This window comes from Thiorhodococcus fuscus, from assembly GCF_042682685.1.
In the GTDB taxonomy this organism is placed as follows: Bacteria; Pseudomonadota; Gammaproteobacteria; order Chromatiales; family Chromatiaceae; genus Imhoffiella; species Imhoffiella fuscus.
Genome location: NZ_JBHUHX010000059.1, coordinates 57,317 through 73,568, shown reverse-complemented (window position 1 = coordinate 73,568; position 16,252 = coordinate 57,317). Strand labels below are relative to the sequence as shown.

The 16,252-nt window shown below is 65.0% G+C and carries 9 protein-coding genes; 1 reads left to right on the top strand and 8 read right to left on the bottom strand.

The window, feature by feature from the left end:
• Window positions 1-145: 145 nt before the first annotated feature.
• Both yqhD and ACFSJC_RS18590 read right to left on the bottom strand, forming a co-directional pair.
• The gene (gene yqhD, locus ACFSJC_RS18595; RefSeq protein WP_386028695.1) at window positions 146-1,300 is read right to left on the bottom strand and encodes an alcohol dehydrogenase; all 1,155 of its coding nucleotides are present in this window, start codon (window positions 1,298-1,300) and stop codon (window positions 146-148) included.
• Window positions 1,301-1,378: 78 nt separating this feature from the next.
• Complete coding sequence (locus tag ACFSJC_RS18590) at window positions 1,379-2,479, bottom strand: alkene reductase (RefSeq protein WP_386028694.1); 1,101 nt, start codon at window positions 2,477-2,479, stop codon at window positions 1,379-1,381.
• 311 nt (window positions 2,480-2,790) lie between these two features.
• On the opposite strand from ACFSJC_RS18590, the gene ACFSJC_RS18585 reads away from it, so the two are divergent.
• Window positions 2,791-4,764 (top strand): methyl-accepting chemotaxis protein, encoded by a 1,974-nt coding sequence (locus ACFSJC_RS18585; RefSeq protein WP_386028693.1) that lies wholly within the window; start codon window positions 2,791-2,793, stop codon window positions 4,762-4,764.
• A 26-nt stretch (window positions 4,765-4,790) separates the two neighbouring features.
• Here the strand turns inward: ACFSJC_RS18585 and ACFSJC_RS18580 are convergent, their stop codons facing one another.
• The 6 genes from ACFSJC_RS18580 to ACFSJC_RS18555 all read right to left on the bottom strand — a co-directional run bounded on the left by ACFSJC_RS18580 (window position 4,791) and on the right by ACFSJC_RS18555 (window position 16,090).
• A complete protein-coding gene (locus ACFSJC_RS18580) occupies window positions 4,791-5,651 on the bottom strand; it encodes a Cof-type HAD-IIB family hydrolase (protein ID WP_386028692.1) in 861 nt (286 codons plus the stop codon).
• A 35-nt stretch (window positions 5,652-5,686) separates the two neighbouring features.
• Entirely contained in the window at window positions 5,687-6,397 is a 711-nt protein-coding gene (locus tag ACFSJC_RS20050; RefSeq protein WP_465325911.1) for a methyl-accepting chemotaxis protein, read from the bottom strand.
• 545 nt (window positions 6,398-6,942) lie between these two features.
• Window positions 6,943-8,301, bottom strand: a complete 1,359-nt coding sequence (locus ACFSJC_RS18570) for a GH1 family beta-glucosidase (RefSeq protein WP_386028690.1) — start codon at window positions 8,299-8,301, stop codon at window positions 6,943-6,945.
• 287 nt (window positions 8,302-8,588) lie between these two features.
• Window positions 8,589-11,624 (bottom strand): cytochrome P460 family protein, encoded by a 3,036-nt coding sequence (locus ACFSJC_RS18565; RefSeq protein ID WP_386028689.1) that lies wholly within the window; start codon window positions 11,622-11,624, stop codon window positions 8,589-8,591.
• A gap of 333 nt (window positions 11,625-11,957) precedes the next feature.
• Complete coding sequence (locus ACFSJC_RS18560; RefSeq protein WP_386028688.1) at window positions 11,958-14,921, bottom strand: tetratricopeptide repeat protein; 2,964 nt, start codon at window positions 14,919-14,921, stop codon at window positions 11,958-11,960.
• Window positions 14,918-16,090, bottom strand: coding sequence for an ATP-binding protein (locus ACFSJC_RS18555; RefSeq protein WP_386028687.1), 1,173 nt, complete (start codon window positions 16,088-16,090; stop codon window positions 14,918-14,920). The genes ACFSJC_RS18560 and ACFSJC_RS18555 overlap by 4 nt, the downstream gene beginning before the upstream one ends.
• Window positions 16,091-16,252 lie beyond the last annotated feature (162 nt).

Sequence of the window (16,252 nt, the reverse complement as noted above, 5' to 3'; positions counted from 1 at the left end):
CGAGCCGGGTTCGCCTGTCTTCGGTAGGGAAGTGGCCGACTGCGAGAGTCGGCCATGCGTTTGGTGGGCGATTTCTGCCGTTGACGCCCGAGGACCGGGCCGGATGGAGGTCCAGCTTGGCGCTGGGACCCTTGAGCGGGCCGATTTACAAGGCCAGCGCGTAGACCGCGCGCGAACGTTCGATGCCGACGTCCTGGTGTTCGCCGAGCGCGGTCATGCCGTGCTGCTCCAGTTTGTCGAGCAGCGCGGGAATGGCGTCGGCTCCGATGCCGTAGCCGCCGAGACGGGTGCCGACGCCCAGCGATTCAAAGAAGTCGCGGGTGTGCGAGATGGCTGCATCGATCCGCGCGTCCGGGTCGCCGTCGCCTAGGTTCCAGACCCGCTCGGCGTATTGCAGCAGCTTGTCGCGCTTCTGCTCGCGTCTCACCTGGAGCATCGCCGGCAGCACGATGGCGAGCGTCTGGGCGTGATCGAGTCCGTGCAGGGCGGTGAGCTCGTGACCGAGCATGTGGGTCGCCCAGTCCTGCGGCACGCCCGCTCCGATCAGCCCGTTCAGGGCCAGGGTCGCGGTCCACATGATATTGGCCCGAACCGCGTAGTTCTCCGGGTCGGCGAGCGCCTTGGGGCCTTCCTCGATCAGCGTCAGCAGCAATCCCTCGGCGAAGCGGTCCTGGACCTTGGCGTCCGCCGGGTAGGTCAGGTATTGCTCGATGGTGTGGACATAGGCATCCACGATTCCATTGGCCACCTGACGTGGCGGTAGGGTGAAGGTCTTGGTCGGGTCGAGCACCGAGAATCGCGGAAAGACCGCCGGGTGGGTGAAGAAGAGCTTGTCCTGGGTCGCGCGTCGGGTGACGACCGAGCCGCAATTCATCTCGGAGCCGGTGGCCGGCAGGGTGAGGACGGTGCCGAGCGGCAGCGCGCTCTCGATCGGGGCATGGCGGGCCAGGATGTCCCAGGGCTCGCCATCGAAGGGGACGGCTGCGGCGATGAACTTGGTGCCGTCGATCACCGATCCGCCGCCGACCGCGAGCAGGAAGTCGACCGATTCGCGTCGCGCCAGCTCGACCGCCTGCATCAGCGTTTCAAAGGTGGGATTCGGCTCGATGCCGCCGAACTCGAACAGCGTCAGTCCGGTCAGCGCCCCTCTGACCTCCTCCAATGTTCCCGTCTTTTTGACGCTTCCGCCGCCGTAGGTGATGAGTACCTTGGCACCCTGCGGGATTTCCTGCGCGATGTCGGCAATGCGTCCCTGACCGAAGAGAATGCGGGTCGGATTGTGGAAGGTGAAGTTCTGCATCTGGTTGGGTCTCCGATGGGTGATCAGGGCAGGTTGGACAACGTGCGCCGGGGTTGGTGTCCGGCGCGATGAGGTCGCTCAGCCTGTCTCGCCGAGGAAGGGATAATCGGTGTAGCCGTGGGCATCGCCACCGTAGAGGGTGCTTTCGTCTAACGCGTTCAGCGAGGCGTTCCGGCGCAGGCGTTCGGCTAGATCCGGATTGGCGATATAGAGCTTCCCGAAGGCGATGAGGTCGGCCGCGTTCTCGGCTCTGACCGATAAGGCCAGATCGCGCGTGTAGCCGTTGTTGGCGATGTAGGTGCCTGGGAAGCGCTCGCGCAGCCTGGAGAGTTTAAAGCTGTGTCCGGTCTCGCGCGGACCGCCGGTGACGCCCTCGATGACATGCAGGAACCCGAGCCCGCGCTCGGCAAGCTGGTCGACCGCATAGGTGAAGAGCGACTCTGGGTCGCTGTCGTCGATATCGTTGAAGGGCGAGAGCGGCGAGAGACGGACCCCGACGCGGTCCTTCCCCCACACCTCCAGCACCGCGTCGACGACCTCAAGAAGCAGGCGCGTCCGGTTCTCGATGGTTCCGCCGTAGTTGTCGGTCCGTCGGTTGCTCTTGTCGCGCAGGAACTGATCGAGCAGATAGCCGTTGGCCGCATGGATTTCGACCCCATCGAAACCGGCCGCTCGGGCATTCTCGGCGGCGCGTCGATAGTCCGCAACGACGCCGGGAAGTTCCTCCAGATCGAGCGCACGCGGCGTCACCATGTCGACCATCCCCTGGTCGGTGAAGACCTGACCCTCGGCGCGTATCGCCGAGGGCCCGACGGGCAGCGCGCCGCCCTCCTGTAGATCGGGGTGCGAGACGCGACCGACGTGCCAGAGCTGGATGAAGATCTTGCCGCCGTGTCCATGGACGGCGTCGGTGACCCCTTTCCAACCCTGAATCTGCGCCTCGCTGTAGATGCCGGGCGTCTGAATGTAGCCCTTGCCCTGCGGCGAGATCTGCGAGGCCTCTGTGATGATGAGTCCGGCGGTGGAGCGCTGGGCGTAGTAGGTCGCCATCAAAGGGGTTGGAACATCGCCGGTGGCGGCGCGGTTGCGCGTCAGGGGCGCCATCACCATTCGATTGGCGAGTGTCAGGCTGCCGAGTTGGTAGGGTTGAAAGAGGTCGTTGCTGTTTTGCTCGGTCATGTTCGGCTCCGTTCGATGATGGTTGAATCGGGGTGACTGTCTTTATCGCCGCGTAAATAAGGGTCGGCGAGGCTCGATGAAATGGCCTTCAATTCACCGCGAGCATCGCGGCGGATCTGATGAGGTGACCGCGAGGTGTGTTCAGGCGTCATGCAAGTTACATTAGAATTGCGTCGATTTTTTAATGCGCATCGGGACGACGCCCTAAGGTCGATTGTCCGCTCTCTTTTCTCACTGGGGATATCCACATGCTCGCGCGTTTTTCCATGATGCAAAAACTGTTGGTCACCTTAGTGCCAATGACGCTGGTTATGTTGGCCGGCATAATCCTTTTCATGCAGTTGGTGCTGAGGGATGCGGTGACCGAGGGCGCGATCGAATCGGTTCGTCAAATGGCAAACTCCGAGGGGCGGGTGATCCAGGGGCAACTCAACGGCGAATTGCGTGCGCTACAGGCATTGTTGGCGGTTGTCGAGACGCGCGCTGAGATCCCGGTCGAGGAGCGTCGGGATCGATTCAATCGCATTCTCTCGACCTATCTCCAGGATCATACCGAGCTGCTCGGCGCGTGGACGCTATGGGAGCCCAACACCTTCGATGGATTGGATGCCCAATATGCGGGAGCCCCCGGACACGATGCGACCGGGCGGTTCATTCCCTATTGGTATCGCGACGGCGAGAAGACCGAGATGGAGGCGCTCAAGGGGTACGAAACGCCCGGAGACGGCGACTATTATCTGCTGGCCCGCAACAGCGGAAAACCCGTGATTATGGATCCCTTCAGCTACGAGGTGGGCGGTAAGCCGGTGCTGATGACCTCGATCGTCGTGCCTATCATCGAGGGCGGTCGGGTCGTTGGCGCCTTGGGCGTCGATATGGCGATCTCGGTGATCCAGAAAATCATTGTCTCCATGCGTCCCTTCGGTGGCGCTGCGGCGCTGTTCACCCATGATGGCATGGTGATCGCTCATGTGGACGATGGGCGGTTGGGCAAAAATGTGGCCGAGGTCGAGAAGGAATCGTTGGGTGAGGATCTCCCTCGACTCACCGAGGCGCTGGCACAGGGGACGCCCTTTACCACCGTCCGATACAGCGATCTTTTTCAAGGCCAAGGCTTGGTGATTACGGCTCCCCTGACCCTGGCCGGCAACGAGGGACAGTGGTCGATTGGCATGGCGCTGCCGCTCGATGCGGTGCTGGCCGATAGCAACGCGCTCATTTTCAAGCTGACCCTGATCGGTGTCGTTGGTCTGATTCTGCTGACCGGCGTGATCCTGTTGGTCGGTCGCAGCGTTTCCGTTCCTCTCCGTCACGTCGGTACTGCGCTGGGCGATATCGCCAGCGGAGAGGGCGATCTCACGCAGCGTTTGCCGGTCGACGGCAAGGATGAGATCGCCTTGATTTCGGCCAATTTCAACGCCTTCGTAAGCAAGATTCAAACCTTGATCGCCCAGGTGACTGGTGCGACCAGCCAGCTCGCGGCGGCGGCCGAGCAGCTCAACTTGACCAGCGAGGGGACGAAGGATCAGATCCAACGCCAGCAGGCCGAGACGGATCAGGTTGCGACCGCCATGAACGAGATGACGGCGACCGTGCAGGAGGTCGCCGCCCACGCAAACAGTGCGGCCCAGGCTGCGCGCGAAGCGGACCTGGAGGCCCGGCAGGGCAGTGGCGTCGTGCGGGAGTCCATCGACGCGATCGAGGCATTGGCCCATGAGGTGGAGCAGGCGGCCGGTGTGATCCATCGCTTGGAGGCGGATAGCGACGAGATCGGCAAGGTGCTCGACGTGATCCGAGGGATCGCCGAGCAGACCAATCTGCTCGCGCTCAATGCCGCGATTGAGGCCGCCCGCGCCGGCGAGCAGGGCCGAGGCTTCGCCGTTGTCGCCGACGAGGTGCGCAGTCTGGCCTCGCGTACCCAGGATTCGACCAAGGAGATCCGAGCGATGATCGAGCGTCTCCAGGGCGGAGCGAATAGCGCCGTGACGGCGATGGAGCGGGGGCAGGCGCGTTCGAAAGAGACGGTCGAAAAGGCGGGTCAGGCCGAGCGGTCGCTGGCCGCCATCGGTGATTCGATCACCCGGATCAACGATATGAACACCCAGATCGCTAGTGCGTCGGAGGAGCAGAGCGCGGTCGCCGGCGAGATCGATCGCAATCTGGCCAACATCGTCCACTCGGTCGACGGCGTCTCTAACGCATCTGGTCAGATCGCCTCGTCGAGCGACGGGCTCGCCAGACTCGCTGCCGAACTGCAGGATCTCGTCGGTCAGTTCAAGGTGTGATGCGGGAGTGAGCCGCCAGACGCTCCTCAGCCTTGGAGTCCGAAGAGCGTGCGCAGATAGGTCGCGACCGACTCCTCGGCGTTCGATCCGATGACCTCCAGGTTCGGCAGGGCTTCCTTGAGTCGAGGGTCGGCGTTGGCCATGAGGACGCCCTTGCCGGCGTAGCGCAACATTTCGAGGTCGTTGCGGCCGTCGCCGAAGGCGATGACGTCGGAGGCGTCGAGGCCAAGTCGCTGCACCATGTCGGCCAGCGTATCGCCCTTGGAGACACCCTTGGCCATCACCTCCAGAACGACCGGTAGCGCATAGGTGGTGTCCAATCGGTCGCCGTGGCGTTCCATGATCCGGCGCTCCAGATCCTGGAGGTAGTCGGGATCCTCCGCGTAGTAGAACACCTTGAGGACCGGCTCCTCGTCGAGCGTCGCGAAATCGGTCATTCGATAGGCGAATCCCGAATCCTGGTGATAGCGCAGCAGGAGCGGCTTGGGTGTCTCGACCAGCCAACCATCGACCCGATAGAGGTTGACGTGGGCACGTCCGAAGGCCGGATCCCTCAGCAGAAAGTCGAGACAGTCGGGGGCGATCGGATGGCAGTGGGTCATTCGCCCCCGACTGTCGTGTGCCGAGGCGCCATTGCTTGAGATGAGCGCGCCCTGGCCGCCGAGCTGCTCGGCGATGCGCTGGATATCCTGATGATGACGCCCGGAGGCGAGTAGGATCTGGACGCCGCGATCCTGCAATGTCTTCAGCACCCTGCGGCTGAGCTCGCCGAGGCGATGGTCGTCGTTCAAGAGGGTCCCGTCGAGATCGCAGACGACCAGGTTATAGGGGCGGGAGGGAAAATAGGCGGCGCTGCGCGCCACGTCCGATGCGGGAAGGTCTGACATCGACTTTGGTGGTTACCTGTAGAAAGCGTGATCGATCAGCGTGCCACCTGAAAGCGGCCGACCTGGGACTGCAGATCGACGGCCACCCGCGCGAGATCGTCGCTCGCGGATGCCGTCTGCTGAGATCCCTCGGCCGTCTCGTTGGCCACGTCGCTGATGCTCACGATGTTGCGATTGATTTCCTCGGCCGTGGCGCTCTGCTCCTCGGCTGCGCTGGCGATCTGGATATTCATGGATTTGATGGTGTCGATGACGTCGGTGATCGCCTGAAGCGCCGCGCTGGTGTTGCTGGCCTGGGCGACGGTGGCTTCCGCCTTGACGCGACCCAGCTCCATGGCTGCGACTGCCTGGTTGGCGCCGGCCTGGAGCTGCTCGATCATCTGGTTGATTTCCTGGGTGGATTGCTGCGTGCGGCTGGCCAGCGTGCGCACCTCGTCGGCGACGACCGCGAATCCTCGCCCCTGCTCGCCGGCGCGGGCCGCTTCGATCGCGGCATTGAGCGCGAGCAGATTGGTCTGTTTGGCGATGTCTCCGATGACATTGAGGATGCTGCCGATCGAGAGGCTATCACCCTTGAGTCGCTGGATCACATCGGCCGTGCGTCCGACCTCCTCCGCCAGGGCGTTGATGGTGTCCACCGTCTCGTTCACCACCCGATGTCCCGCCTGTGCCTGGGTGTCCGCCTCCAGTGCCGCTTGCGAGGCGTTCGCGGCGTTGCGGGCCACTTCCTGCACCGTGGCCGACATCTGGGTCATGGCCGTCGCCACCTGCTGGATCTCGTTTTGCTGGCGCAGCACGCCCTGCGCACCGCGTTCGGTGATTGCAGACAACTGTGCGGCGGAGTCGGCGAGCTGGATGGAGTGCCCCATGATGCCGCTGATCATCTCGGCGAAGCCCTTGCGTGCGCAGCTGTACTCCCAGCACAGCCAGGCGAACTCGTCCTTGCCGGAAATGGCGATCTTCTTGGTCAGATCGCCTTTCGCCATGGCCGCGATGGCGTACACGATCGTCTCGGCCCGATGCGCGTTGAAGCGACCGAGGTACCAGCTGAAAAGGGCGAGCGCCAAGATGGCGGCGCCTGCAAGAAGGGTGAGGTGCGTGTCTTCGATCCGATGCGTGCTCTCGGCGAAAGCGACGATGCCGATGATCGCGATGCTGCTGAGTCCTGCCATCGCGTAGAACTGTCTGGCGATGTTCAGGCGCTGTATGAGCCTCTCCATTCCTCGTCTCCTCGATTTTTTGTTTTTCCGGCATGTTTCGAATTGCCCCTTCTCGAAGGGGGCATATTCATTCAAACGGACTCCTGGTTCAGGTTCTCTCCGTTGCTGCTGATGACCTCGCGGTAGAACCGCGCGCTGGATTTGAGTATCCGCGTCTGATCGTCTGGGTCGACGTGGATCAGACCGTAATGTTTGGAGTAACCCTGAGTCCACTCGAAGCCGTCGAGCAGCGATCGGACAAAATAGCCGCGCAGGTTTGCGCCAGCGAGGATAGCGCGGCGAGCGGCGCGTAGGTGCGCGCGCAGGAAACCGATCCGTTCGGGATCGGGGACCTCGCCCTCGATCGCGGGCACGTCCGCGAAGGCGGCGCCGTTCTCGGTGATGTAGAGCGGTAGGTTGCCGTAGCGTTCCTTGAACCCGAGCAGCGCCTCGATGAGCCCCTGAGGATAGATTTCCCAGCCCATCTCGCTGTCGAAGGATCCTTGCATGCGGATGCGGTTGGCGCCGAAGGGTTGGGCGTTGGGGTCGGCACGGACCAGGCCCCGGGTGTAATAGTTGACCCCGATGAAGTCGGTTCGCGCCTGTATGCGGGTCATGTCGGTCGGGTCGATCTCGGGCCAGGCCTCGCCGAAGGCCGAGATCAGCTCCTCGGGGTAGCGCCCGAGCAGTAGCGGATCGAGGAACCAGCGGTTGACGTAGGCATCGCGCCGGTTCGCGGCGGCCCGATCCTCCTCGTTACGGCTGGCCGGGTGCTGTGGCTCGATGTCTACGGCCAGTCCGATCTCGTGCTTGCCGACCGAGCGGTAGGCGGCGACCGCAGCCGCGTGTGCGAGCAGCAGATTGTGGCCGACGCGGGGCGCCTCGAAGATGTCGCGATGGCCTGGGGCCAGGGTTCCTTCGAGGTGGCCCAGAGCGGCGATCGCCCAGGGCGAGCTGAAGGTGATCCAGTGTTCGACTCGGTCGTCGAGCGCGCGGAACAGGACTTCGGCATATTCGGCGAACCAGGAGGGGCTGTCGGGATTCATCCAGCCGCCGCGATCCTGCAGCGCCGCCGGCAGGTCCCAGTGGTAGATGGTCACCACGGGTTTGATGCCCTTTTCCACCAGGGCGTCGATCAGGTGCTGATAGGTGTCCAGCCCCAGCGAGTTGATAATGCCGTGTCCGCCCATGATGACGCGGCTCCAGGAGATGCTCAGACGGTAGCTCTGCAAGCCCATCTGGGCCATTAGATCCACGTCTTCCCTGAATCGCCGGTAGTGGTCGCTGGCTACATCCCCCGTATCTCCAGTGGCGATCCAGCCGGGCGTGTGCGTGAGTCTGTGCCAGATACTGGGCTCGGCGTTGTCGGCCAGCGGGCTCCCCTCGATCTGGTAGGCGGCGTTGGTGGCACCCCACAAAAAGTCCTCGGGAAATTTCCGGTCTTGAATCATCGTTTTGCCTCGGTTCATCTCGATCCATCGTTTCGCTCGGTCTGATGATAGCGGCTGGCACCGGGATCGTCCGCCGGGCACGACAGATGGAGGTAAGAACAGTCGAGGGCAGGTTGGGCGCAATGGATCCACAGTGCGTCCCGCGTTGGCCTCGATCGCCGCCAACGCGGTTGCGATGATCGTGGAAAGATCTCGAATGCCGACGCCCCGGTGGGACCAACCACGTAGGGCGCAATAGCGTTAGCCTATTGCGCCGCATGGCCTTCCCTTCGGCGCAATACACCAGGCTATCGCTCGCTACGGACTTCGATCGCCACCGCCCCGGTGGAGACCAGCGCGAGCTTCCAGTCCTCGGCGGCGCTGCCGTCGAGGTCGAGGTGGGCGGCGAGGTAGCGCAGGCGTTCGGCGTCGCTGCCGGTGGCGGTACAGAAACGGTCCTGCAGGAAGAAGGGCGGAGTCGCCTGATAGTAGAGCGTGGCGCGCACCGAGGCGGGCCGTCCCTGAAGCTCCGAGCGTGCGATGCGATAGATGAGCCGGTCGGCGCCGCCCTCGACATAGTCCGGGTCGTCGCCGACGGCGGTGGAGCCGGCGTCGGCCGCGAGGTCGGGTCCGGCACCCAGCGCACGGGCGATCTCGGTGCGCGCGGCCAGGTCCAGATAGCCGTGGGGCAGGATGCGGTTGTCCTTCACCTCGGCGCAGATGGAGAGAAAGCTGGTGGTCAGCTCGCCCACGGGCGCGGCGTCGTGACCGCAGCTCGCCGGCCCTTCTTCCGGTGGCGTGCTGACCAGTTCCTGGTAGATCTGTGCCTGGTCCTGCGCCTCGATCAGCTGATAGTGCGGCTGGTGGGCGCGGGTCTCAGGGGCGATGCGCGCGGAGCAGTCGTCGCGCCACCAGAGCTCGCCGGCGATCGGCTTGCCCTCGGCGTCGACGATGAGGCCCGCGTCATTGGTTCGCCCGGAGGCCCAGAGGACCTGTCCGTCGGCGTCGAGCACCTCGAAAGCGACGAAGGCGCGACGGAACCCGACCCCGGACGGGAGCTTGTGTCCGGCCAGGTTTTCGATGCGTACCTGAGCCGAGAGGTAGCCGCCGTCGAGCTGCGGTGCGCCCTCGATGCCGATCGCCGCAGTCGCGTGCGCGGCCTGATCGAGCATCGCCCGCTCGGTGCGCAGCAGGGGTTCCAGCCCCTTGGCGACCATCATCGGATCCTGGGTGCGCATCCCGAGCAGTTCGGGAAATTGCTGGAACATCTCGACCAGGAAGACGTTGAGCCCGACCAGCGTGTGGCGGGCGAAGCCGTCGCGCTCGGGCAGGTCGATCGCCTCGGCGGGCAGGGTGTTGTCGGTGGCGGGGAAGCCGTCGAGTTCCTGGATCGCGGCGATCTTGCTGCGGTAGGGCGTGCCGTCCGGGGCGCGCGAGGGCATGTGACAGCCCTGGCAGGATTGGGCGCGCGTGCCCGCGCCGCGAGGTAGCGGTCCGTCGGGGCTGTCGCCGGTGCGATAGGCGCTGAAGGCCCACTCGGGGTAGGTGGTCTGCTCGTAGACATGGGCGAGCGTCTCGCCCTGACGCAGCACCGGCAGGTGCACGGTGTGGCAGGTGCCGCAGGCCTCGGAGCTCAGGATGGTGGCGTTGTGCTCCGGGGTGATGCCGAGCGCATGCTGCATGGGCTTCGGCTTGGGGTTCTCGAAGGGGCCGTAGAGCCGGTCTGGCGGGCCGACCAGAAAGCTGCCGGTGAAGGTGCGGGCGAAGCCGGTGGCGTCCGGGTTGAGCTGCCGCTGGCGGCGTTCGACGCAGCGGTTCTGCGGCTGGTCGCCAACAGCGCGGGTGGCCGCCTCGCCCAGCACCATCTGGTGGCAGGCCATGCAGGAGATGCCGTCGCGCGCCAGCGCGCCATAGCTGGCGTGGGTCGCGTTCGGCGCGTCTGGCGGATAGGGCACGGCGTCGACCAGGGCGCGCTCGAAGGTTGCGCACCCGTCCTGGGCGTCTGGTCCGCTCGCCTCCGGCCGCGTGTCGATCTGCCACTGACGCTGGCCGAGGATGCCGTGACAGCCGAGACAGGTGGTCTGCACCAGATCGGACTGGTCGGGATGGAAACGCTGGGTCTCGCTCGCGAGCTGGGCGAAGAAGACGGGATCGCGTCCCGCGAGCCCCATCGGCGAGCTGCGCCAGGTGGCGTAGGGCGAGAGGTTGAGCAGGGCGTCGCCGTGCGGGTCGGGCGCGGTCATGTCGAATTGCAGACCGGTGCCCCCGGCATCGTGGCAGCCCAGACACTGGTCGCTGGTCAGATACTGGCTGTGGACGGCGGGTCCGTCGGCGGGCATCCAGACGTTGTCGTAGGTCTGGGAGGGGAGGGCGATGGCGCTGAGATCAATGCGGGCGAGCGCGATCCCGTTCGCGCCCGCAGCGGTGCCCGGAAGCGTGGCGAGGATCGCCGAGTCGCTGGTTTCGCGCGGCTGATCGACCGGCAGCGAGTCGTCGAAGTCCTCGGTCAGTAGTTCGTGGTGGGCGGGGGCCTGATTCTGGCGCTCGAACCAGTCCTGCACCAGATAGACGTTGGGTTGTCCGCCGAAGCCCTCGACGTTCTTCAGATCGGCGAAGGTCAGGTTGTCGGCGGCCGAGGCGTGACAGTTCATGCAGTACTGGCCGAAACCCATGTAGGGAAGCCGGTTGCTCGGACCTGCGGGCCAGTCCGGGTCCCAGCCCGTCCAGCCGTACCAGCCCCAGAACCAGCCGTCCTTGGCCGCTTGGCTGTCACGCACCATCACCGCCGCTCCGCTCGAAGGTTCCAGTCTTTCCGGTGCCACCTTGGCGCAGCGTGCGGCGGGCGAGGGATACATCTCCTTCACCATGATGGCGCCGTCGGGCACTGGCTCGGCATCAGCCGGACGTGCCACGTCGGGCTCGGCAGGTCGATGGCGCTCCAGCCACTCGACCATCTCGGGCGAGTACCAGATCAGCACCGCACCATGGGTACCGTAGGCGCTCCCGCTCCATTGTCCGTTCTCACCCGTCCCGCGCGTGGCGATGAAGGGGCCGGTATCGCGCACCCGCTTGTCGCGCACCCAGCCGGCCTCGCTGTCGCGGTGGCACCAGTGCGACAGGAAGTCGGCGAGCTGCGCCTCGTACTGGTCGAGCGGCAGGGCGCTCGGGTCGCGCACCACCGGGGCCAGCGCGCGACAGAGCGCCGGATCGCTCGGCAGCAGCGGCTCCGGCTGGGCTGCAGGGCAGTCGGCCCGGACGCCTGGAATGGCCAGTGCGAGCAGGGTGGGGGCCAGGGCGAGAAGCCGTCGAGGGACGCTTTGGTGGGGCGTAGGCTTGCGGTTCATGCTGTCCTCCCGTAGGCGTCGTCGTGATGGTGGATCCGATATCGGCGCACGCCCGGTGGCGAGCAGGTTGTTCGCCAAGTGTAGACACTGATGAGGCTGGATTGTCGCCAGTAGGATGATGGCGGCAACGCCCGGGATGGCCTTCTCCGAGGCTGCGGGCGTGGCCGTCACCAATCCGTGGGGTGCACAGCGTTGATGCTGATTGCTTGGGACCGGCGGGCGTTTAAGCGCCCGTGCTCGATCGGGCGCGGGAGTTGTCGTGAATGAGGTCCGAATCAGTCAAATGGGGCTGACTGTAGCGACGCAGCCCGGAAGGTTCGCTCGAAGGAAACCTCATGACGCATTTCGCACTGGGCGCGGTTCAGCAGTCAGACGCTCGAAGATCGCCCGCGCGGGCGTGCGCACCTCCGGTGCCACCAGGCGCAGATAGTCCGCGCTACCCTCGGCTGCCGCAGCCAGCGCCTCGCGCAGCGGCCGCCACCGCTCGCCGGCCTCCGTGGCGTCGAGCAGGTCGCGCGCGGCAGCGGCTTGGTCGGCCTGCACGGTTTCTTGGAACAGCGTCAGGACATCGTCCCAGATCTCTTCGATGAAGGCTGTGCTGCTCTCGTCGACGAGGCGCCGGATCAGCGGTGCCGCAGCCGGCCAGTCACCGAGACGAGTGAGGATCGTGGCGAGTGTATGGATGCAGTGGAGATGTGCCGGATGTTCCTGTGCAAGCTCCACCGCTCGAACGGCAATACGGCGCGCCTCCGGAAGATCCCGATCCTGTTGGTACAAAAACCAAGCGAGTGCATTGCTGAAGGCTGGCTCGTCCGGATCGATCTCGAGGGCGCGACGGAAGGCCTGCTCGGCCTCGTTGTAGCGGGCCAAGTGTTGTGTCAGCAGCTTGCCGAGCCCGTACCAGGGGGCCGCATCGTCTGGATCGATCTCGATGGCGCGACGGTAGGCCTGCTTGGCCTCGTCGTAGCGGGCCAGGTGGTCCTGCAGCAAATTGCCGAGCCCGTTCCAGGGGTACGCGAAGTCCGGATTGATCTCGATGGCGCAGCGGTAGGCCTGCTCGGCCTCGTCGTGGCGGGCCAAGTGGTCCTGCAGCAGATTGCCGAGTCCGTTCCAGGGGTACGCGAAGTCCGGGGCAATCTCGATGGCGCGACGGTAGGCCTGCTCGGCCTCGTCATAGCGGGCCAGGTGTTGTGTCAGCAGATTGCCGAGCCCGTTCCAGGGGTACGCATAGTCCGGATCGATCTCGATGGCGTGACGGTAGGCCTGCTCGGCCTCGTCGTAGTGGGCCAAGTGGTTCTTTAGCAGATTGCCGAGCCCGTTCCAGGGGGCGGCGAAATCCGGATCGATCTCAATGGCGCGGCGGAAGGCCTGCTCGGCCTCGTCGTAGCGGGCCAAGTGTTGCATCAGCAAATTGCCGAGTCCGTTCCAGAGGTACGCGAAGTTTGAATCGATCTCGATGGCGCGGCGGTAGGCCTGCTCGCTCTCCTCCGGGTGCTGATTGGCATGGAACATCAAGGCAACAGCCAGTTGATCGCTCGTGCCTAGACGTTCCGCCGCTGCGGCTGCGCCTTCTATGTCATCAAAGGCGGTCATATCCCCTTCTCCGATCGCCTGATAGAGCGCCGTCATGTCAATGCGGAAAACAGCCTGTCCTTTCTGTCGTTCTTCATCGAGAATTCGGCTGAAGTTTCGCCATTGATTCGGTGTCCAGCCACCAGCGTTTCGGGCCATTTGCTGTTTCTCGCTGAGCGAGAGCGACGGACTGCCGAGTAGCTGGAATAAGAAGACCTCTCGATCGATGTCGACCTCGGTGGCCTCCAGCGCCGCAGTCATCCGCTCCCGGATCTCGGCGAGTGCCCGCATGCGTTCGGCCTTGGTGGCTAGCGCGGCATCTTCGCCGCGCAGGTCGAGCAGTTCGCCGAGACGTCGGCGGGTCTCGCCGTCGTCGAGCAGGGCGCGCAGTCCCTGGTTCTCCAGCGCGGAACGTAGCGGTGCGTCCTCGACGCATTGGGCCAGGGCCAGGCTGTATTCGGCGTCGCGGGCATTGGCGCGCCGGCGCGCGAGCTGGCTGCGGGCATGGGTGTCGAGTTCCTGGGTGCTGAACCACATGCGCAGGAAGCGCACCAGCCAGGCCAGGCGGCGGCGGACGCGGCGGCTGGCACGCATCAGGTACCAGATATTGAAGAAGCGCTCGGCGAGCTGGAACAGGGCGCGCTTGCCCTGGTAGGGCGCGGTCTTCTCGACGACACCCTGGACCTGGAGCCGGTCGAGCTGGGCCGAGACCAGGTTGACGCCCCAGCCGAGCCGGTCGGCGAGCTGGCGGGCGCTGGCCGGGTCCCAGTGCAGGGCCAGCGCGTCCACGAGCTGCTGGCCGCGTTCGGGTAGCTCCTCGAAGCGGGCCTTGTACAAGGGCGTAACCCGGTCCAGCAGCCCTTCCAGATCCGAGCGCACATCGCCGCCCGGTCCCTGCGCGAGCACGCCGTAGAGCAGCACGGTGGTGCGCGGATTGCCGCCGGTGAGCAGATGCAAGGTCTGAATACGCGCCGGATCGCGCTCGACCAGCTCGGCGACGGCCGGCGTGCCACCAACCTCGGCCAGCCGGATCAGGGTGGCGCGCAGCTCGTCCTCGGTGAGCCCCTTCAGCTCGTCGATGCGGAAGAAGTCGTAGAAGGCGGCATCGTATTGGTAGCTGGCCTCGATCGCTCGGGCACTGGCGCCGAAAAGCAGCAGTTCCGGGCAGGACTGCAGGGCCTCGCGCAGTGCCCAGTGATGCTCGCGCAGCCGATCCAGGATCAGATCGACGTTGTCGAGCAACAGCAGCAGACGCCGATCCAGTTGACGTGCCTGGTCCAGCAGTGCATTCAGGACGGTCTCCGGCGAGGCGTCGTTCAGCGACTCGATACGGGCATCCAGCGCCTCGGCCTCAGCGGTCCGGCCGCGCCGTTCCAGGACGTCGCCGATCGCGTCCAGGCAGTTGAGCCAGAGATCGGCCGGATCGGCGACATTGTATTGCTCCTCCGGAAAGGTCAGCGGCAGCCAGATGGCGTCCAGCTCGGGGGCCTCCTCGACGGCGATGGCGATGCGCCGCAGCAGGCTGGTCTTGCCCATGCCGCGCTGGCCGAGTAAGAGCCGGTGCTGGCCGATACGGCCGGGCCGCTCCCGCTTCAGATCGGCGAGGATGCGCTCCAGGAGCGGCAGACGTCCGACGAAGTAGCGCTTGAGCTCGTCGCGGCTCAAGAGGTCCGGATTGTAGACGGCGACACCGTGCAGTGCCTCGTCCAGTTCGCCGCGAGTCATGGCGCCACCCGCTGCAGCCAGTAGCGGCGCAACAGTTCCAGGCGGAAACGCCAGCGGCCGTCGAGCTGGACCAGATAGCCGTCGCTCTCCAGGATGTCGAGCAGATAGCGCAGACAGGTCTCGCGGCTGTCGGGCTCCGCGATCCGTTCGGCGAGCGCCTGCTCCAGAATCGTGCGGCTAGCGCCGCTCGGGTCTCGGGCGCAATGGCTGAGCAGGTGGATCGCATGGCCGTCGTCGGGTTGGCCCAGTTCTTCGGTGAGGCGTTGGCGCCAGTAGTCGAAGTAGCCCTTGTGGGCCGGTTTCAGCAGGTCGTCGAAGATCTGCTCCACCAGGTCGGTGTCGAGCCGTTCGCCGTCCTCGACCCGGTCGTAGAGTTCGCCGAACAGGATCTGGAGGTAGTAGGGCACCGGCCAGCCGAGCTGCGCGATGATGTGGCGGCAGACCTCGGCGGTCATGTCCAGGTCATAGCTCTCGGCGAGCGCCTGGAGAAACCGTTCGGCGGTTTCCTGCTCGAAGGCGCCGAGCGGTATCGGCTTGAGATCGTTGACCGTGTCGCCGAGTCCGTGACGGGCGGCGACCGTGTCGAGCCCGATGGAGCCCGCGAGGATCCACCGAACCTGCGCATGGTGATCCTGGCGCAGCGTGCGCAGCCAGTAGAGAAAGCCGCGCACACGGGCGAGTCCGTCGTCTTGCTTCAGCAGATGGAGCAGGAAGACCGGCACCTCGTCGACGGCGATCAGCCAGCGTCCGTCGAGGCTGCCGAGGGAGCGGGTCAGTGCCTCGCCGAGGTCGCGCCAATCCGGGCTTTCACCCGTGGCCAGCTCGATCCCCAGCGGCCCCAGCTTCAGTGACTTCAGATCCGGCAGCAGTCCCTTGAGCGCCCCCTGGAGTGCGGACAGGTCGAGGCCGCGAGCGCTGGTAATGGCCTTCGCGAGTTCCCGAACACAGTGCATCTCGTCGTTGCAGGCGGCAAAGCTGAGGTTCACCGCCTGGAAGCCGTGGTCCGCGCCCTCGGCGCACAGCGCTCGCATCAAGGAGGTCTTGCCGATCCGTCGCGGCGCGAGCAGCAACAGACTGTCGGTCTCCAAACGGCGCCACATCCGTCGGCGCTCCGATTCGCGATCGAAAAAGTCATCACCCTCGACGGGGCTACCGATCACTGTACGCATGGTCTAATCCCTGCTTTTTTACATCAAAAATATTTTACACCGAAAATAGTGTAATGCAGTTTTGGTGTAATCTACAGAGACAAAGGAAGCTCGCGCTGGTTCTCCATAGCCGTCAATTGCGTTGCATGATGTGTGCGCAAGCACACGATCACGTGTATTAGG